We start from the raw sequence: 20,054 nt of genomic DNA on the forward strand, positions 1-20,054 counted from the left end.
ATTCCGTAACTTTTTTTCACTAATCAATCACTTTAATTCGAACTAATTCAATTTTAGTTGATGTTACTTTCACAATCTTCATGCTATATCTGCCAATATCGATTATCTCGTTTACCTTCGGAAACTTTTGATAGTTGTGTAGAATATACCCTGCAATGGTTTGGTAATCGTCAGACTCAGGCAAATCCAAATCAAATTTTTCATTCAGCAGATCAACCTCCAATCTACCAGAGACCAGGTATTCATTTTCTCCAAGCTGCTTACTAACCAGGGATTTCGTATCATGTTCATCTTCAATTTCTCCAAATATCTCTTCAACCAGATCTTCCAGAGTAACGATTCCTGCTGTTCCACCAAATTCATCCACAACAACAGCAATGCTTCGTTTTTCTTGCAACAGCATTTTCATAAGTGTATTGGCTGTCATATTTTCCGGCACAATTGGAACAGAAATTATGCGGGTTGTCCAGTCTTTTACATCAGTAAATAATTCAGACGAATGGATATAGCCTATAATTCCATCGATGCTATCGTTATAAACGAGTATTTTCGAGTAGCCAGTTTCGATAAATTTATTTTTCAACTCATTGATTGTGGTTTGCTTATCACATGCAACAATCTCTGTACGGGGAACCATACAATCACGCAAACGTACATTTGAGAAGTCAAGAGCATTTTGAAATATTTTGACTTCATTCTCAATCTCTGCCTTTTGCTGTAAATTTTCCAGACTCTGTTGAATAAAAAAATCCAAATCAACTTTTCCTAAGGATTTACTGACAGTCCGCTTCCAATCCTTTATTCCAAACACAGTTAAAATAAGGAAAGTTATGAGTGTAATAATCTTTGTTACCGGATACAATACCACATAAAAAACAGCCAGTGGAATAGAAAATATCTTCAGGTATAGGTTTGGGTTGGTTTTAAAAATTGTTTTTGGAAGAAATTCGCCGGCAATTAAAATAAGGATTGTTGCAAAAAATGATTGAATAAATATAAAAAGAATCTGGTTGTCGACAAATAAACCAATGGATGATTCAATATATGAGGCAATTAAAAGGACATAAACAATAAGAGAAAGATAGTAACCTACCAGCATTAAAGAGATAAACTCATAGGGGTTTCTATAAAAAAAAGACAAGATGTAACTGGAAAATCGCTTATTCCTTTTTTCAAGTTCAAAACGAATTTTATTAGAGGAAATGAAAGCAATTTCCATTCCTGAAAAAAAAGCAATCGTTAGTAGAGAAATGAATATATAGGTCAACATGTTCAATTATAATTCTACTTGACTGTATCCTGCTTCAACGAATCGGCACGCGATTCTGAAACCGGAAATACCCCTTGAGGGTTAAAAATTTTATAAAGAGTCATACTCTGATTAGATTCAAAACCTATTCCGGTAATAACTCTTTCCGCCTGTTCAATTCGAATAAATTTATCAGAATAAACTTTTTCTGTTCGTTGGTCCCAGAAAAGAAGAGACGTTTCAAACCGCTCACCGGCTAAACTTGAAACTTTAACATTACCGATAAGTTTCCAAAGGCCTTTCTTGTCATAATAATAAGCTGTATCAGCTTTTATACTTGCCTCTGCTCTAAAAAGAGTATCAAATTTCTCAACATACACTCCATCCGGGAAATACCAATGAGGTTCGGCCGCTTTCTCAAAAACAAGCCATTTTTTTGTATTTAACCTGTAGCGGGTTATTCCGGAATCGGATATAAGCGTAGAGATATCCAAGGCCTTCATGGTGTACGATTTTTCCGGATCGAAAGAAACATCAACCACCTCCTTATTCTCCTTGCCGCAAGAGGTAGATAATAAAATAAACATAACAGCTGCGAAGAGTGCAGCTGTTATGTTTTTATTATTTGATAATAACTTCAAAAGAGGTATAATCATGTCTTAACGAACCCTTGTTTGTTCTCCAATCCAACCTCCGATTGTTATAGTCTGACCTTTTTCCAAATCAGGATGCATAAAGATTTCTTCAGTAGAAGGGAAATGCGCTCTGTATGATCCGATTAATGAATTAGCTTCATCTGCACAACTAGGATCAACCTGTCTTGCTTTTTCAAACTTATCTACTGCTGCATAATATACTGATCTAGCCAGTACACCATCGTTCGGATAAATACTCTTAGCTGTTGCGGCATACATTTTACCAATCAACAAATAAGGAGCACCGTTATTAGGTTTCATATCCAGAGCCTTCATGCAATACTGTCTTGCTTTAGAATAACTATTCTGATCAAAAGATATTAAAGCAATCATGTAGTAAATATCAGATTTTACGTTTGGATCTGTTTCCATTCTGGCTGATTCCTCAAAGAACTTAACAGCTGTATCAAAATCCTTATTCTTAACAGCCTGCTTACCTAATCCCATTGCAGATTCTGCAGTCGGTTCAATTTTATGAGCATAACCAGATGCTGCAAAATAAGCGTCAATTTCCTGGCAACGAACACGTCTCAACAACGAGATTGTTTCCTTAAGATAATTTAAATCAGTCTTATTGGCTTCAATTTTGGCAGCAAACATATTTTGTAAAGTTTCACAATCAGCAGCACCACTATTTGCAAAACCATTATCCAAACCAGCCTTCATAGTAGTAAGGTTGCCAATTTCCTTTTCGTTACCAGCAGCTTTTGCAGCAGCCAATTGTGTATCAAAAATTGCAGAACACTTCAGATAATCCTGAATGTATTGTTCCTTAAAATTAGGATCCTTCAATAATTGCTGGTGTGAAGAATACATAAAGTAAGAAACAGCTAATGCTTCTGTTTTCTCCTTAAATTCAGTAATTACTTCTCCTAACCATCCGTAAAGAACCTTTACATCGGCCTTGTCTCCCATATACTGGATATAATCCTGGGCTTTACGAGATACAATCCAATCTTTTCCATATCTGGAGTCGTCTCCAAAATACTTCACACGTTGGTCATACACAGCCATCAACTTGTCAATTAAGGCTGCTTTCTTAGCTGGATCTTTTTCATTTTCGATCTGCCACCCAACAATTCTCACTCCGTACAGATAAATATCCTTTGTTGCAGCAGGACATTCATCGTACGTGATTTTCCAAAACTCATAGGCATCTTTAAAGTTGCCAGCTTTTGCATAAGGAATAAATAGGCTAATATTCTCAACGCATCTTGCACTATCAGCACCTGATCCAAATTGAGAACCAGTATCTACTCCTTTCTGCGCATACACTCCAAATGCTCCTATAGAGCATCCGATAGCAAGCAATAACACTCTAATCTTCATATCTCTTTAAATTAATGTTAGCAAAATTTCTTAATCCAATTTCCATTTGAAGAACCAACGTTCGTTAAATGTATAATTAACAGTAAACCTTAAATACTGTTCATCAATCATTGTGCTTATTTCCGGTTTTATCTTTACATATTCGAAAGACAGATTAATGATAGACCGTCCATCAACCAAAGGCAGACCGAAACCAACACTTGCTCCATACTCTTTATAGCTGTTACCATTTATATTTAAGTAAGAATTACTATAATGAATACCACCTCGATAGGATACTCTTTTTAAGAAACTCTTCTCTGCAAAACCAGGAATAAACTCTCCACCTAATGCCAGACGCATTCTGTTCTTAAACTGACTTGTCTCATCAAAAAATTTAGCTTTATCCCAAGTCTGATAAAGGAAATCAGCTCCAAGTGTCAGTTTATTATTCTTGACATAAGAGACTCCAAATCCGTAAGACTCGGGAATATCAAAGCCAAGACCCGTAACCGTATCTGCTTTGGCAACATTATTCAACGATTCAATATCGTAAGATGTTGCATTCAACTTGTTTGATGGTGAATAAACCAATCCGAAATTCAGGCTTTCCTTCAATCCGACAGGATGTGTATATTGTAAACCCAAGTCAAGTTTAATATCCTTTACATCTACCCGTTGTTTTCGATACACATCATATGCGTCAGATCCGTTACCGAAAGACAAATTACGTTCATGAGTTATATTACCAAAAAAATATCCAACATTTGCACCGACTGAAAGTCTCTTCTTCCATACATCTATAGACAATCCAGCATAGACTTCGTTTAATCCGCCGGTACCAACAAAATTTTCTATATAGTTCAAGTCGGAATCTTCCGCCTTTTTCAATGCTCCGAAATCATATCCCACATACGAATATGGAAGAACTCCAATACTCATTGCAACTCTCTTGTGAAGGGGGAATTGCATTGCCAGATATTCTATATTTCCATTATAATTATTTTGTTTATTCTGTCCATCATCAAACCATGATAATTGGGCAGAAGCTCCAAAATCAAAAATAAACGTCATTGAGTCAATACTCGTGTAAGACGCAGGATTTAAAGGATTAATCTGCTTAGAAGATCTCAACCCATACCCGATTCCACCCATAGCTCTCCCAGCCCCGAACGAACGATCGGCCAACTCTCCATATCCAAATCGTGTATATGGAGAATTTGTGTTGTTTTGTGCAAACAACGACATCTGAGAAAGAATACAGATAGCAACTAAAATTATACTTTTAATTTTCAACATTATATTCTAAGATTCTATTTAATCCTGTAAACACTAAATTAATGTCCGCAAAGTTCGCGTTTTTTAGTTTCCGTGCAAAATAAAAAGAATGCCCACCCGTTAAAAAAACCAAAAGAGAGGGATATTTTATTCTTAACGAATCTATATAGCCATCCATTTCAAAAATTATACCATTTACTACCCCAGATTGTATGGCCGATTCAGTATCATTTCCAATAAATAAAACATCTTCTGGTTCGTTAAGCAACGGCAATTTCTTAGTGAATGCATGCAACGCTTTAAATCGGGTAGACATCCCCGGAGAGATATTCCCACCTACAAAAGTACCTGAAGCCTCGATTACTTCATAAGTAATAGCAGTTCCAGCATCAATAACCAACAAATCCATCCCCGGTTGCAAATAATTGGCTCCCACAACAGCAGCCAATCTATCCTTCCCCAATGTCTGAGGTGTCTTATAGGAAACCTTAACCGGCAACTTCACATTTTCATCAAGCAACAAAAAAAAACGCAACTTACCTTTAAGAAAGCTTGCAATTTCAGGATCTACATCTACAACCGTAGAATATATTCCCTGATCAAGATCAAACTCTTCAAAAAGAGAACGAACAACCGAAACATCAAAATGTTTGAAAACAAATGACGATTTTAGTTGTCCATTAGCGAATATGGCTACCTTGGCAGATGAATTTCCTTGTTCAATAATCAGATTCACTTGTTTGATATTTTGCACAAAGAAAAGCAAAATAGACGACATAACACACATATTTTTGCGATTAACCTCTTTTTTTTACTAATAAGTCTGTATTTACTTCAAATTCATATAAATTCTAATTTGTAAAAAGGTCAATATGATGCTTCTGCGAGATTGATGATTTAAAAAATAAAACATACATTTGCATCTGAAAATTATCGATCGATGAAAAAATATCTGTTTATTATCTCTTTTCTACTTTTGATTTTACCGATTAAAGCTCAGCTTCCTTTAAGTGAGGAATCACGCATAAGTATTTTAACGAGCTATCCTTCGGACGAAGAGGTATTCACTCTTTACGGACATACAGCAATCCGGATATTAGACCCAGCTCAAAACATTGACCTTGTTTTTAATTATGGAATCTTTGATTTCCATACTCCGAACTTCATCTATAGGTTTGCCAAAGGAGAGACTGATTACATGCTTGGGGTTGCCGACTTTCAAAACTACTTCATAGAGTATCAGATGAGAGGTAGTAAAGTAGTAGAACAGGCATTAAACTTGAATCAGGTAGAAAAAGAAAAACTATGGCAAGCATTGATTGTCAACTACGAGCCACAAAACAGAACGTATCGCTATAATTTCTTTTTTGATAATTGCTCGACTAAACCAAGAGATTTGGTAGAAAAAGCAGTAGAGGGCAAAATAAACTATAAAGAGAATAAAAACAAACCTACGTTCAGAGACCTGATCAATGATTGCACACGAAACCATTACTGGTATACCTTCGGTTGCGATCTGGCCTTGGGAAGTCCGACCGACCGCATTACCACCATCCGTGAACAAATGTTCTTACCATTATATCTTGTTTCTGCCTTTGATGAGGCTACCATTAGCACTCCCTCTGGTGAAAGCCGCAAATTAGTACAATCTTCATCTGTTTTAATAGAAGAAAATAAAGACATTGATAAGAGTAGCCCAAGTTTATTTTCGCCACTGTTTGTGTCCATAAGTTTATTACTGGCAGTTACAACACTAACCATTATAGCATTCAAAAGGAAAAAAATCTTCCGAGGTATCGACATTGTATTGTTTTCAATAGCCGGCATAGCAGGTTTGATTCTCTTTTTTCTAAGCTTTATATCAACGCATCCTGCTACCAACCCGAATTGGTCGCTTATTTGGCTTCACCCCTTTCATCTGATTGGAGTGATATTGTTTTCAGTAAAAAAGCTGAATAAGGCTGCTTATTATTATCATTTTATTAACTTTGCAGCGCTAACACTCCTGCTTGTTGGATGGCACATCATTCCTCAGCAGTTTAATACAGCCTTTATCCCTTTGGTACTAACGCTTTGGATGAGGTCTGGATATAGTGTTTATATCATAAAAAAGATTTATTAATGAAACGATTCCTTACATCTCTGATTGCGGTTTTAGCAATTACCAATCTGGAGGCGCAACAACAAACGCCTAAATTGGTGGTATGCATCACGGTGGATCAGCTTAGAGGTGATTATATAGAATATTTTTACAATACTTTTGGAGATCGTGGATTCAAACGATTGCTAAACGAAGGACTCGTATATAAAAACATTCGTTTTGAATTTTCAAACGTAGATCAGGCCTCAGCATTTGCTACACTTTTTACAGGGACCAATCCTTGTTTTCATGGAATTACAGGGGACAGCATCTACGATTTTGAAAAAGATAAGGAATTGCCTTGTCTGTATGATCCGGCTTTTCTGGGCAATTACACGCACGATAATTACTCCCCCAAAAACCTTATCAGCTCTACCATTGGAGATGAGCTGAAAATTGCTTCAAACGGGCGAAGTGACGTATATTCGATCGCACCGGATGCTAATAGTGCTATACTATCTGCAGGGCATGCAGCAAACGGGGCTTTTTGGCTTGATAATTATAATGGCAAATGGGCTACTACCACCTATTATAAAAACGTACCTTGGTATGTTGATCGTTTTAATAATGGGAACGAATCTCTTGAATCACGCATTGAATCAATGGTTTGGGAGCCATCATTGCCACTAAAACAATATAGTGCATTTCCATACCTGATGGACGATCTGCCCTTCAAGTATTCTTATAACCCCAAGTATAAGGATTGTTATTTCAATTTCAAAAGCTCACCATACATAAACAAAGAGATTACCCGTCTTACAAAACAATTTCTGGAATTTGGAGGATTCGGTAGCCGAAGCTGTCCGGATTTATTGTCTGTAACCTTTTATGCAGGTAATTACAACGGGACTAAAAACAAAGAATATACAAGAGAGATTCAAGATATTTATATTCAGCTGGATAAGGATCTTGAACAACTTTTGGATGCTGTTGACAAGAAAGTAGGACTGGTAAATACCCTGATTGTTTTATCAGGTACGGGTTATTATGAGAATGAAGTAACCTATTCTGAAGGACTGTCTCTTGGAGGAGGAGATTTTTATCCAAAACGCTGCGTAGCCCTTTTGAATATGTATCTTATGGCAATACATGGTCAACAAAATTGGGTTAAAGGGTATCATGACGGTCAGATTTTTTTCAATAGAAAAGCCATTGAAGATGCAAAGCTCGATCTTGGAGTGATACAACGGCAAGCCGCCGAGTTTGTACTAGAATTCAGTGGAGTGCAGCATGTAACAACCGACAGAGAATTAAGATCCGGAGATTGGAATGAAGGTACTGCAAATTTCAGGAATGGCACACATCACCTAGGAAGAGGTGATCTTATCATTGAACTACAACCGGGATGGACTATTGCCAACGGAGACGAAAAAGGGAAAAAAAACACCAGCGTTGTCCGCAATAATGCAGTAATCACACCTTTAATATTTATGGGCAACGGACTAAAACCCGCTCATATCTATAGAGAAGTGAAAGCAACAGAGGTAGCTCCTACAGTTACCCATGTACTGAGGATCAGGCCACCAAATGCCTGCAACCAGTTACCGCTTTCAGAATTACTCAATTATTAACAAAAACAAGAAAATAAAAATATCATGGGATTTAATGAGTTTATGACCAAGCTGTTTGGCAACAAGTCGCAGCGTGACCTCAAGGAAATCGACCCTTATGTAAACAAAATCAAGGCTGTATATCCTGAGATTCAAAGGCTGTCGAATGATGAATTGCGTGCCAAAACGGATGAAATAAAGCAACGTATTCAAGATTATGTAGCCACTGAAAATGCAAGAGTTGAAGAGCTTCGTAAAGGAATCGAAGAAAAGGAACTGGAAGAACGCGAAACTATTTGGGCAGAAGTAGATGTTATTGAAAAGTCTATTACTGAAAAAATGGAGGTTGTTCTGGAAGAATCTCTTCCAGAAGTTTTTTCTATCATGAAAGAAACAGCACGCCGTTTCACTGAAAATGAAAAGGTGATTGTAACTGCCAATCAATTCGACCGTGACTTAGCTACTAAACACGATTTTGTAAGCATTGAAGATGATAAGGCCATCTATCTGAACCACTGGAAAGCCGGGGGTAATGATATCAAGTGGGAGATGATTCACTATGATGTACAGCTATTTGGTGGTGTGGTTTTACATAAAGGTAAAATTGCTGAAATGGCTACTGGTGAAGGTAAGACATTGGTTGCAACCCTTCCCGTATTTCTTAATGCCCTTACACGAAAAGGCGTACATGTTGTAACTGTAAATGACTACTTGTCAAAGCGCGACTCGGAATGGATGGGACCATTATATATGTTCCATGGCCTTTCTGTTGATTGTATTGACAAACATCAGCCTAATTCGGATGCCCGTCGTGCAGCTTACAATGCAGATATAACATTTGGAACGAACAACGAATTTGGTTTTGATTACCTGCGTGACAATATGGCTATAAGTCCGCAGGATCTTGTACAGCGCAAACATAATTATGCAATTGTCGACGAGGTTGACTCTGTTTTGATTGATGATGCCCGAACTCCTCTTATTATTTCTGGTCCAATTCCTAAAGGAGATGATCAGTTGTTTGAAGAATTCAGAAACAATGTTGAAGTGGTTGTAAATGCTCAGAAAAATCTCTGCACCAAACTGCTTACTGAGGCAAAAAGCAAAATGCTGAACGAGGATTCTAAAGTAAAAGAAGAAGGGACGTTATTGTTATATAGATCTTTCAAGGGATATCCAAGAAATAAGGCTCTGATAAAATATCTTAGCGAACAGGGCGTAAAGGCGGCCATGTTAAAGACTGAAGAACAATATATGGCTGAAAACATGCGTAACATGCATTTGGTTACGGATGAACTATTTTTTGTAATTGACGAAAAAAACAACAGCATCGAGCTAACCGACAAAGGAATAGACTTGATGACAGGCAATTCTGACGATCCTCATTTCTTCGTTCTCCCTGATATTACTTCCGAACTTTCTCAGCTAGACAATATGCCGGGAAGCGAAACGGAAAGACAGGCCCGTAAAGATGAAATTCTGGCGAATTACGCAGTAAAAAGTGAGCGTGTACATACTATCAACCAATTACTTAAAGCCTATACATTATTCGAAAAAGACGATGAATATGTAGTGATGGACAACAAAGTAATGATTGTTGACGAGCAAACTGGTCGTATCATGGAAGGTCGTCGCTATTCTGACGGATTACATCAGGCAATCGAAGCTAAAGAAAGAGTGAAGGTTGAAGCGGCTACCCAGACATTCGCCACAATTACCCTGCAGAATTATTTCCGTATGTATCATAAACTTTCGGGGATGACTGGTACAGCAGAAACAGAAGCAGGCGAATTATGGAATATCTACAAATTGGATGTTGTTGTTATTCCCACCAACAGACCGATCTCCCGTAAGGATATGAACGATCGTATTTACAAGACCAAACGAGAAAAATACTCAGCTGTTATTGATGAAATCAGTAGCTTGATTGAAGCAGGACGTCCGGTACTTGTAGGTACAACTTCGGTAGAAATATCGGAATTGCTGAGCCGTATGCTTACGCTACGAAAAATTCCTCACAACGTTTTAAATGCTAAGTTGCACCAACGTGAAGCGGATATTGTAGCTCAGGCAGGCCAGGCACGTACTGTAACAATTGCAACAAACATGGCTGGTCGTGGTACAGACATTAAATTGTCAGCCGAAGTAAAAGCAGCCGGAGGTTTGGCTATTATCGGTACAGAGCGACATGAATCACGTCGTGTAGACCGCCAGTTGAGAGGTCGTGCAGGTCGTCAGGGAGACCCGGGATCATCTGTATTCTATGTATCTCTTGAGGATGATCTGATGCGTTTGTTTGCATCCGAACGTATTGCCGGGCTGATGGATAAACTTGGATTCAAAGAAGGTGAAGTTTTAGAGCATAATATGCTTAGCAAGTCCGTAGAACGTGCCCAAAAGAAGGTAGAGGAAAACAACTTCGGAATCCGTAAACGGTTGTTGGAATACGACGATGTAATGAACTCACAAAGAGAAGTTGTATACTCACGCCGTCGTCACGCCTTATTGGGTGAACGTATTGGAATAGACGTTCTTAATACAATTTATGATACTTCATCAGCTATTGTTGATCAGCATGAAGGTGATTTTGAATCATTCAAGCTTGAACTATTCAAGGTATTTGCAATGGAGTGTCCTTTCACCGAAGATGAATTCAGAAGTGGAAAATCAGACGCTCTTACTGATAAGTTGTTTGGGGCCGCATTAAAAACATTCAAACGCAAAATGGAGCGCTTATCGGAAGTTGCAAATCCGGTAATCAAACAAGTTTACGAAAATCAGGGGGGAATGTATGAAAACATTATGATTCCAATCACAGATGGGAAACGGATGTATAACATCAGCTGCAACCTTAAGGAAGCTTACGAAACTGAATGTAAGGCCATCGTCAAATCATTCCAGAAATCGATCGTACTTCATACAATTGATGAAGCTTGGAAAGAGCACTTGCGTGAAATGGATGAGTTGCGCCACTCTGTTCAGAATGCGAGCTACGAAAACAAAGATCCATTGCTTATTTATAAATTGGAATCTTACAACCTGTTTAAAACGATGGTAGATAATATGAACCGAAAGACTGCCTCTATTCTTATGAGAGGTCAGATTCCGGTTCGCGAAGAACCAAAACAATCACAGGCTGAAGCCGAAGCAGCCCACGCAGCTGCGCAACGCGTTGCTGTACAACAAGCTGTTCCTGAAAAACGACAGGATATGAGTAAATACCGTACGCAGAAAGATGAAATTGGTGGTACTACTCAGACCGAGGAACGCGCAGAACAACGTCCTCAACCTAAGCATGAACCTGTTCGTGTTGAAAAACAAGTAGGGCGTAATGATGCATGTCCATGCGGAAGTGGCAAAAAATATAAAAATTGTCACGGAAAAGGGCTATAATAATTTCAACTAACATAATAGAAAGAGGGTGTTCGTAAGATCATCCTCTTTCATTTTATACCTTAATAATATACCCTCTTAACTCCTTACCCTCTTCCCTTTCAGCTAATACCTTTACCACTAAATTTATATTACGAAGCTCCTCAAGTGTTAGATTTCAATAAACACTATTATGAATTCATTTTCTATTAATTAGAAACATTTTTGACTTTAATTAATTTAAACAGTAAACAGATTAAAATATTAACATTTCGGTCCAAAAAAAAAGGATTATAGAAGAATCAGGTGTCAGATGTTTACGTATATTTCGGGAAAATAACTTTAAATTTAGTACCAAAATGATTATCGGAGTACCCAAAGAAATTAAGAACAACGAAAACCGTGTCGGACTTACCCCGGCAGGAGTTAAAGAAATTATCATGCGAGGGCATCAGGTATATGTACAACAATCAGCCGGTTTAAACAGTGGTTTTCCTGATGAGGCTTATCTTTCAGCCGGCGCTAACCTGCTTCCAACAATTGAGGAAGTATATGCCGTTGCAGAAATGATTGTAAAAGTAAAAGAACCTATTGCTTCCGAGTATCCGTTGATTCGGGAAAATCAACTTCTTTTCACCTATTTTCATTTTGCCTCGGACGAAAATCTGACAAAAGCAATGATTGCCAGTAAAGCTGTTTGTTTGGCATACGAGACTGTTGAGAAAGCAGACGGATCATTACCTTTATTAATTCCCATGAGCGAAGTAGCAGGCCGTATGGCTACACAAGAAGGAACTCGCTTTCTGGAAAAACCTCAGGGTGGAAAAGGAATTTTATTAGGAGGTGTTCCGGGTGTTAAACCGGCAAAAGTTCTCGTATTGGGAGGAGGAATTGTTGGATTTAATGCAGCTAAAATGGCCGCTGGACTTGGAGCGGAGGTTATTATAGCCGATATTTCACTTCCAAGACTTCGCTGGTTGAATGAAAACCTGCCCGCAAATGTAAAAACATTATATTCTTCATCGCATAATATTGAAGGTGAGCTACACGATACCGATCTTGTAATTGGTGCTGTTCTTATTCCAGGAGCCAAAGCTCCCTATGTGCTGACAAAAGAAATGATCCCGCTGCTTAAAAAAGGAAGCGTTCTTGTAGATGTTGCAATAGATCAGGGAGGTTGTTTTGAGACATCCCACGCAACCACACATGCAAACCCTGTTTACGAAATAAATGGTGTAATACACTATTGCGTTGCCAACATCCCGGGAGCTGTACCACACACTTCAACATTGGCTCTCACCAATGCCACCCTACCCTACGTTATCACGCTGGCTAATGAAGGCTGGGAAAAAGCATGTGAAATGGATCATGGATTAAGATTAGGCCTTAATATTGTAAAAGGTAAAATTGTATACCAGGCAGTTGCAGAAGCATTCGGATGGGCATAAACCGATCTTAGAATTTTAAGTTGTTTAATATAAAATAGAAAAGGTTTCCCAATGGGAAACCTTTTCTATTTTATATTATTGTCATTATTTTCACGAACCAAAGAAGTATCTGAATATATCATTTCCGTTCGCATAGATCAATAAACCAAACAGTAATGCCATACCCACAATCTGCGAATATTCAAGAAACTTATCACTAGGTTTACGTCTTGCAACCACCTCATAAATTAAAAACATAACATGCCCTCCATCCAATGCCGGAATAGGAAGAATATTCATAAATGCAAGGATAATTGACAGAAAAGCAGTCCGTTCCCAGAAAATCATCCAATCCCACTGAGCAGGGAATAAACCTCCGATAGTTCCAAAACCTCCAAGACTGGAAGCTCCTTCTTTGGTAAACACATATTTCATATCATTCACATATCCCTTTAATGTGCTTACACCCTTCTGAATACCAGCCGGGAAAGAGGCAAAAAATCCATATGTGGTAGTTACAGTTTCAAAAACTTCCATCGGGCTTTTCATATAAATACCCATATGCCCTGCCGTATCAGTTGTTAGAGTCAAAGTAAGAGGATTTCCTGAACGATATATCCCAACTTCGATTGCTTCATTTTTATGTTTTGAAAGCATATCCGCTACATCGTCGGCTCCCGGAGTGGACGTTCCATTGACAGACACAATACTATCATTTGCCTGAAAACCGGCTGCTAAAGCAGGAGAATTTTCAGAAAATTTATTTACAACCATTGGATAGCGAAGTCCGGCAAATCCCTTTTTATCGCGCATCATACGTTGCATCAAATCATTTGGTATTGCAATTTCCTGCTCTTCGCCATTACGTAAAACCACAACTGTTTGTGCCTCTACAATCTTACGAATGGCTGATTCTCCAAAACGATCCAATTCTTGACCATTTGCCGATAAAAGAATATCACCGTCCTGGAACCCGATTTGTTTTGCGGTCTCACTATAATACATACCCATCTTCATATTCTTCAATGGAAGATAAGTATCACCCCAGGCAAACAAAACCATAGAGTATATAAACAAAGCCAGCAAAAAGTTAAACACTACTCCGGCAATCATAATCATCAATCGCTGACCTGCCGGTTTTGATCTGAATTCATATGGTTGAGGAGGTAATGCCATTTGTTCTTTATCCATCGATTCATCAATCATTCCGGATATTTTACAATATCCACCTAAAGGTAACCAGCCAATACCGTATTCAGTTTCACTCTTTTTAGGTTTAAACTTAAAAAGAGAGAACCAAGGGTCGAAGAAAAGATAAAACTTTTCAACTCTCACCTTAAAGATCCGGGCAAATAGGAAATGGCCGAATTCATGAACGACAACCAAAATTGATAAACTCAAAATAAGCTGTAAAGCCTTAATTAAAAATGTCTCCATCTATAGTTTGTTATGTTTTTAATTTATTTATTAGAATAAGGATGCTGCAATCAGGCGTACTTCCTCATCAGATCGTACATAATCATCGTACGAAGGTGTCGGGACAAAAGATGCCTTGCACATGGTTTGCTCTATTACTTCACTCATTTGAAGAAAGCCAATCCGATCCTTTAAGAAAGCCTCAACTACAACCTCATTCGCAGCATTCAAAATACAGGGCATGTTTCCCCCTTTTTTAACCGCATCAAAAGCAAAGGCCAGATTTCGGAAACGAGTCATATCGGGCTCCTCAAAAGTCAATGTAGAGTATTGATTAAAATCCAATCTGGGAGCACTACTTTTTAATCTTTCCGGATACGAAAATGCATAGCTGATCGGAAGCTTCATATCAGGAATCCCCAGCTGCGCCATAACAGCACCATCTTCAAATTGAACCATTGAGTGAATAATAGACTGTGGATGAACTACAACCTGAATTTGTTCTGGAGAGAGACCAAATAACCACTTGGCTTCAATCATCTCAAAACCTTTATTCATCATTGAAGCAGAATCAATTGTCACCTTCGCTCCCATTGACCAATTAGGATGTTTTAATGCCTGAGCTTTGGTGACGGTTTCAAGTTCTTTCAATGATTTGTTACGAAAAGGTCCACCAGAGGCTGTCAGCAGTATCTTTTCCACCGCATTGTTACCTTCACCAACCAAACATTGAAAAATAGCAGAATGTTCGGAGTCAACAGGTAAAACAGGCACTTTATATTCCGTAGCCAATGCTGTAATTAATTCTCCGGCAACCACCAACGTCTCTTTATTTGCCAATGCAATTGCCTTACCTGCTTTTATCGCCTGTATCGTTGGTTTTAATCCTGAATATCCCACCATTGCTGTCAGCACCATATGAATAGGTTCAGCCTGTACAACCTGAGAGATAGCATCGGCACCTGCCCACACCTTTATTGGAAGATCTTCCAAAGCCTCCTTTAGTTCGGGATATTTCTGTTCATTGGCGATTACCACAACCTCCGGCAAGAACTTTCTCGCCTGATTTATCAATAAATCTACCTGATTATTAGCCGTCAGAGCATATACTTCAAACAGGTCAGCATGTTCGCTGATCACTTCAAGTGCCTGCGTTCCTATCGAACCGGTAGAGCCTAAAATAGCCAGTTGTCTTTTCATGTATTTAAAAAGATATATATTCTTCAGGATTAACAGGAGATCCCTTGTACCAAAGTTCAAAATGCAGATGAGGTCCTGTAGACAACTTACCTGTATTACCAACCAAAGCAATTGCCTCTCCTGCTACTACACGGTCTCCCGCATCCTTAAGCAACAATTCATTATGTTTGTAAATAGATAAAAATCCATTTCTATGTTGAATCTGAATCACATTTCCGTAGTTTACATCAAAACCGGTAAAAATAACCGTACCATCCATAGTTGCCAGAACACTTTCACGTTCAGCAGCAACCAAATCAACACCATAATGACGTTTTTCCGCCTCATAATGCGATGAGATCACTCCACTTACCGGTTTATAAAAGAAAGCACCTTCAGTAGGAACTGAATTTGGTGTAAGTACAGACAGATTATACTTTTCTTCTTCCTCAAACTTTTTCACAAATTCCGACTCAGCCTTTCCTCGAGGTATTTCATAGTTTGCATCGGCATGTGCAAGAGAATCTATGGTTCGGATGGAGTCCAGAGGCAAAGTTCCGGTTAAGATACCTGCCACATTATCAAGATATAGTTTTTGTACAGCCAACATCCTTTCTAAAGAATCAGCTTTGAGTGCATTTTGTACTATTTCTTTTCGAACTTCAACATCCAGATATCCGGGAAGATAGTTTCTAATGGGGGTTTTGATAATAATAAAGGAAGTAATTGCGATCAGAAAAAAAGCAAAGACAGCCAGTACAACAAAAGCAGATAGCTGAGATAGACGGAAAGACCATACCTCTTCGAGTGTGGCCTCATTAAAAAATGACAGTTTGTATTTGAACCGTATCCGGTGCCAAAAAGACTTCTGATGCTTTCGTTTTTTCTGTACCATGCTTTTTACTTAAAACGCAAAAGTAACAAAATCCTCCTCCATTGAAAAGATGTTCACGCTTATTAACTATTATAAATCCAGTAATCCATCCGGCAATGCCACTTCCAGGAACTTCTTGTCGTGATCCACCCCAAGTATCAGCTCTTCGGCCGCAGGAATTAAAATTTCGTTTCCTTTATAATTTACCTGTAGAAGAACATTGATTGTAGATTCATCCACCATCGTAATCGGTCCCAATAGTCCTAATTTTGCATCTGATACCATATATCCTACAAAACTATCCCAGGTCATATCCCCAACCAGATCACCAACTGCAGCATCAAGAGGATAATACACCTCCAGATTACTAAATTCACGAGCCTGTAATTCGGAATTTACATTTTCGAGTTTTACAAGTATGGATGAGTCGGACTTATAACGGTATTCCTCAATAAAGAAAGGCACCAAAATTCCTTCAAATTCGCAAACAATAAAAGGATCATCACTGTCATCGAATACATCACTGGTAGTCAACAACGTTATCTCACCTTTTATTCCATGAGGCTTGGCAAACTGACCAATCTTGAAAACATCTTCTTTCTTTATCATAATTTAGTATTAAAGACGTGTAATACGCGCACCTATGCTATTAAGGCGTTTATCTATATTTTGATACCCCCTGTCAATCTGATCGATATTATGAATACGGCTTGTACCCTCTGCACTCATTGCAGCAATAAGCAACGCAATACCTGCACGAATATCCGGAGACACCATAGTTGCTCCACGAAGTTTATAACGGTTTCCCAAGCCGATTACCGTTGCCCTGTGTGGGTCGCATAAGATAATCTGAGCACCCATATCAATCAGCTTATCTACAAAGAAAAGGCGGCTTTCAAACATTTTCTGATGAATCAGTACACTACCCACAGCCTGTGTTGCTACAACTAAAAACACACTGAGCAAGTCGGGTGTAAGACCAGGCCAGGGAGCATCTGCAATCGTCATGATCGACCCATCGATGAAAGTATCTATTTCGTAAGACTCATGTGTAGGAATATGAATATCGTCGCCCTGTTGCTCGACAGTAATCCCCAAACGTCTAAATGATTCAGGTATAATACCCAACATATCGAAGCCGGTATTTTTGATAGTTATATCGGAGCCGGTCATCGCCGCCATTCCAATAAAACTACCCACTTCAATCATATCCGGAAGAATTCTATGATTTGTCCCTTTCAGCGAATCCACACCTTGAATTGTAAGCAAATTAGACCCTACACCCGAAATATCGGCTCCCATCTGAATCAACATTTTAGAAAGTTGCTGCAAATAAGGTTCGCAGGCAGCATTGTAAATCGTTGTAATTCCTTCTGCCATTACAGCAGCCATCAATATATTGGCTGTACCCGTAACAGATGCCTCATCTAAAAGCATATAAGCCCCCTTCAGATGCTTCGCTTCAATTTCATAAAGCTGGGCATCCGGATTGTATGTAAAAGTAGCTCCGAGCTTCTGTATACCAGTAAAATGAGTATCCAATCTTCTGCGTCCGATCTTATCACCGCCGGGTTTAGGCAAAACAGCTTTTCCGAAACGGGCCAACAAAGGACCGACAATCATTACAGATCCTCTCAACGAAGCACTTTTCCGTACAAAATCTTCCGTTTTTAAATAATCCAGATTCACATTATCTGCCTGGAATGCATAAGTGTCTAACGATAATCGCTCCACCTTTACCTGCATATCCCTCAACAACTGTATAAGATTATTTACATCCAGGATGTCCGGTATATTAGTTATCGTAACTTTTTCAGGAGTAAGTAAAACAGCACAAATCACTTGTAATGCCTCATTTTTAGCCCCCTGCGGAACAATTTCTCCGCTCATTCTACAACCACCTTCAATAACAAATGATGCCATAGTCTCTTTTTACAAAAGGTCAACGACCTTTACGTGTATAGTTTTTGTTTGTATTTTTTCTGGATAAAATATCTTTGCTTTCTGTAAGCTTATGTTGTTCTTCATCCAACACAATTCTTCCTTCCGACAATTCATCCAGATCTTTAAAAATCTTTCGGTCATCAACCGCTTCTTTATTCCAATTTAGAAACGACTTTTTCATCTGATTGGCCAACAGTTTAATAAGGTAAGTCTTTTCTTGTCCCTCTTCAAACTCATTTGCTTTTAAAATCATTCGTTCCAATGTCTTGCCGTAATGTCTGTAACGAATTCTACCCGAATTATAAGGGATACGTGGCGGTCGGCTATGTAGGTCTTCCTTCTTTACAATTTCATACGGGTAATCAATATCAAGTTTAAAATCCGCCATGATAGCCAGGTGATCCCATAAAATATGTTTAAAGTCATTAACATCACGCAGGTGGGGAAACATATTCCCCATGATATTGATAATTGAATTGGCGCACCGCATTCGTTCTTCCTTATCTTCAATCGTAAGGCAATAATCTACCATGTTCTGTATATTGCGTCCATACTCAGGCAGAATCAAACGTTTTAGTTCTGTATTATATTCCATTCTAACATTTATTATTCTGCAAAAATACACAAATAAATTGAATATCTTAAGAGTAAACATCAGAAGCTGCTCTGTTTGCATTCAAATATATTTCTTTTCGCCATTACGAAGCAGAAATCGAATTATTTTCGTACGTTTGCATGATATAATTGTAAATTTAACAGCCATGACAACACAGCTTCAAGCTAAATTTATAGTGTTAATTTCACTTCTACTACTTGTAGGATGTAACAATACGCCAAAGAAAGCCGACAGCAATAAAGTTACGTTCGACTCTATCAAGGTAGATAAAAGTTACCATTTGCTTGATAACCCTGAAAACCCCAATTGCAATCTGCAGATTAACTTCACATACCCAATCCAGGTCGATAATAAACAGCAACTCAAAAATATACAACGGCTCTTTATTCAATCGTATTTTGGAGATTCATACATCGATTATTCTCCACAGGAAGCTGTCGAAAAGTATACAGAAAACTATCTTACCAATTACAAGGCATTGGAAGCTGATTTTAAATCGGAAGCAGTAAAGGCGCAAGATGAACCCATTGGCGCATGGTATTCCTATTACGAAATGTCGTCAAACAAAATTACCTATAATCAAAGTGGATTGCTGTGTTTCACAGTAAACTTTGAAAATTATACCGGAGGTGCGCATGGATCGCATTCCTATTTCAATCATATCATCAACTTAAAGACAGGTTCTGCTGTTACAGAGAAAGAGGTATTTATTGATAATTATGAAGACGATCTTGCCAAAATTCTTGTTGATGCCATAGCAAAACAAAATCAGGTTACCGACGTAAAAGCCCTCGAAAATATGGGCTTCTTCAGTGTAGATGAGATTTTTCCCAATGGGAACTTCAGCGTAGATGAAACCGGTATAAATTATACATTTAACGAATATGAAATAGCGGCTTACGTAGTGGGGGCAACACATGTGCATCTCTCTTTCGAAGAAATAAAACACTTGGCCCGCAAAGAAAGTCCTATTGCTCATCTCGTATTTTAATAGCGAGAACCTGTT

Annotated in this window: 16 protein-coding genes; 5 read left to right on the forward strand and 11 right to left on the reverse strand. The window is 38.3% G+C overall.

The annotated features are described in order from the left end of the window. Positions 1-19: 19 nt before the first annotated feature. From F5613_RS02560 to F5613_RS02580, 5 genes are read right to left on the reverse strand one after another with little or no spacing between them, the layout of a single operon-like run. The gene (locus tag F5613_RS02560; RefSeq protein ID WP_179398566.1) at positions 20-1,276 is read right to left on the reverse strand and encodes a hemolysin family protein; all 1,257 of its coding nucleotides are present in this window, start codon (positions 1,274-1,276) and stop codon (positions 20-22) included. Positions 1,277-1,284: 8 nt separating this feature from the next. Beyond that, positions 1,285-1,905, reverse strand: a complete 621-nt coding sequence (lptC, locus tag F5613_RS02565) for an LPS export ABC transporter periplasmic protein LptC (RefSeq protein ID WP_079684308.1) — start codon at positions 1,903-1,905, stop codon at positions 1,285-1,287. A 3-nt stretch (positions 1,906-1,908) separates the two neighbouring features. Further along, positions 1,909-3,273 carry a tetratricopeptide repeat protein gene (locus F5613_RS02570; RefSeq protein ID WP_179398567.1) on the reverse strand — a complete coding sequence of 455 codons (1,365 nt, stop codon included), beginning with the start codon at positions 3,271-3,273 and terminating at the stop codon, positions 1,909-1,911. Positions 3,274-3,303: 30 nt separating this feature from the next. After that, the gene (locus tag F5613_RS02575) at positions 3,304-4,551 is read right to left on the reverse strand and encodes a hypothetical protein (RefSeq protein WP_179398568.1); all 1,248 of its coding nucleotides are present in this window, start codon (positions 4,549-4,551) and stop codon (positions 3,304-3,306) included. Beyond that, the gene (locus F5613_RS02580; RefSeq protein WP_079684305.1) at positions 4,538-5,317 is read right to left on the reverse strand and encodes a type III pantothenate kinase; all 780 of its coding nucleotides are present in this window, start codon (positions 5,315-5,317) and stop codon (positions 4,538-4,540) included. The genes F5613_RS02575 and F5613_RS02580 overlap by 14 nt, the downstream gene beginning before the upstream one ends. A 153-nt stretch (positions 5,318-5,470) precedes the next feature. Here F5613_RS02580 and F5613_RS02585 point away from each other — a divergent pair, with 153 nt between their 5' ends. The 4 genes from F5613_RS02585 (at position 5,471) to ald (ending at position 13,040) form a co-directional block, all read left to right on the forward strand. Beyond that, positions 5,471-6,652 carry a lipoprotein N-acyltransferase Lnb domain-containing protein gene (locus F5613_RS02585; RefSeq protein WP_179398569.1) on the forward strand — a complete coding sequence of 394 codons (1,182 nt, stop codon included), beginning with the start codon at positions 5,471-5,473 and terminating at the stop codon, positions 6,650-6,652. Beyond that, positions 6,652-8,241 (forward strand): alkaline phosphatase family protein, encoded by a 1,590-nt coding sequence (locus tag F5613_RS02590; protein ID WP_079684303.1) that lies wholly within the window; start codon positions 6,652-6,654, stop codon positions 8,239-8,241. Before F5613_RS02585 ends, F5613_RS02590 begins: the two co-directional genes overlap by 1 nt. A gap of 24 nt (positions 8,242-8,265) precedes the next feature. Further along, on the forward strand, positions 8,266-11,613 hold the full coding sequence (gene secA, locus F5613_RS02595; protein ID WP_179398570.1) for a preprotein translocase subunit SecA: 3,348 nt from the start codon (positions 8,266-8,268) through the stop codon (positions 11,611-11,613). 338 nt (positions 11,614-11,951) lie between these two features. Beyond that, the gene (gene ald, locus F5613_RS02600; RefSeq protein ID WP_179398571.1) at positions 11,952-13,040 is read left to right on the forward strand and encodes an alanine dehydrogenase; all 1,089 of its coding nucleotides are present in this window, start codon (positions 11,952-11,954) and stop codon (positions 13,038-13,040) included. A gap of 90 nt (positions 13,041-13,130) precedes the next feature. On the opposite strand, the gene rseP is transcribed toward ald, so the two are convergent. The 6 genes from rseP to F5613_RS02630 all read right to left on the reverse strand — a co-directional run bounded on the left by rseP (position 13,131) and on the right by F5613_RS02630 (position 19,027). Continuing rightward, the gene (gene rseP / locus F5613_RS02605) at positions 13,131-14,456 is read right to left on the reverse strand and encodes an RIP metalloprotease RseP (RefSeq protein ID WP_179398572.1); all 1,326 of its coding nucleotides are present in this window, start codon (positions 14,454-14,456) and stop codon (positions 13,131-13,133) included. Between the two features lie 30 nt (positions 14,457-14,486). Continuing rightward, positions 14,487-15,635, reverse strand: a complete 1,149-nt coding sequence (locus F5613_RS02610) for a 1-deoxy-D-xylulose-5-phosphate reductoisomerase (protein ID WP_179398573.1) — start codon at positions 15,633-15,635, stop codon at positions 14,487-14,489. A gap of 4 nt (positions 15,636-15,639) precedes the next feature. Further along, positions 15,640-16,509, reverse strand: coding sequence for a M23 family metallopeptidase (locus tag F5613_RS02615; protein ID WP_179398574.1), 870 nt, complete (start codon positions 16,507-16,509; stop codon positions 15,640-15,642). A gap of 69 nt (positions 16,510-16,578) precedes the next feature. Continuing rightward, complete coding sequence (rimM, locus tag F5613_RS02620) at positions 16,579-17,097, reverse strand: ribosome maturation factor RimM (protein WP_179398575.1); 519 nt, start codon at positions 17,095-17,097, stop codon at positions 16,579-16,581. 9 nt (positions 17,098-17,106) lie between these two features. After that, entirely contained in the window at positions 17,107-18,411 is a 1,305-nt protein-coding gene (murA, locus tag F5613_RS02625) for a UDP-N-acetylglucosamine 1-carboxyvinyltransferase (RefSeq protein ID WP_179398576.1), read from the reverse strand. A 19-nt stretch (positions 18,412-18,430) separates the two neighbouring features. Further along, on the reverse strand, positions 18,431-19,027 hold the full coding sequence (locus F5613_RS02630; protein ID WP_179398577.1) for a DUF4290 domain-containing protein: 597 nt from the start codon (positions 19,025-19,027) through the stop codon (positions 18,431-18,433). Positions 19,028-19,193: 166 nt separating this feature from the next. Here F5613_RS02630 and F5613_RS02635 point away from each other — a divergent pair, with 166 nt between their 5' ends. After that, the gene (locus F5613_RS02635) at positions 19,194-20,039 is read left to right on the forward strand and encodes a DUF3298 and DUF4163 domain-containing protein (RefSeq protein WP_179398578.1); all 846 of its coding nucleotides are present in this window, start codon (positions 19,194-19,196) and stop codon (positions 20,037-20,039) included. Positions 20,040-20,054: the final 15 nt, after the last annotated feature.

Source organism: Macellibacteroides fermentans (assembly GCF_013409575.1).
GTDB classification, from domain to species: Bacteria; Bacteroidota; Bacteroidia; order Bacteroidales; family Tannerellaceae; genus Macellibacteroides; species Macellibacteroides fermentans.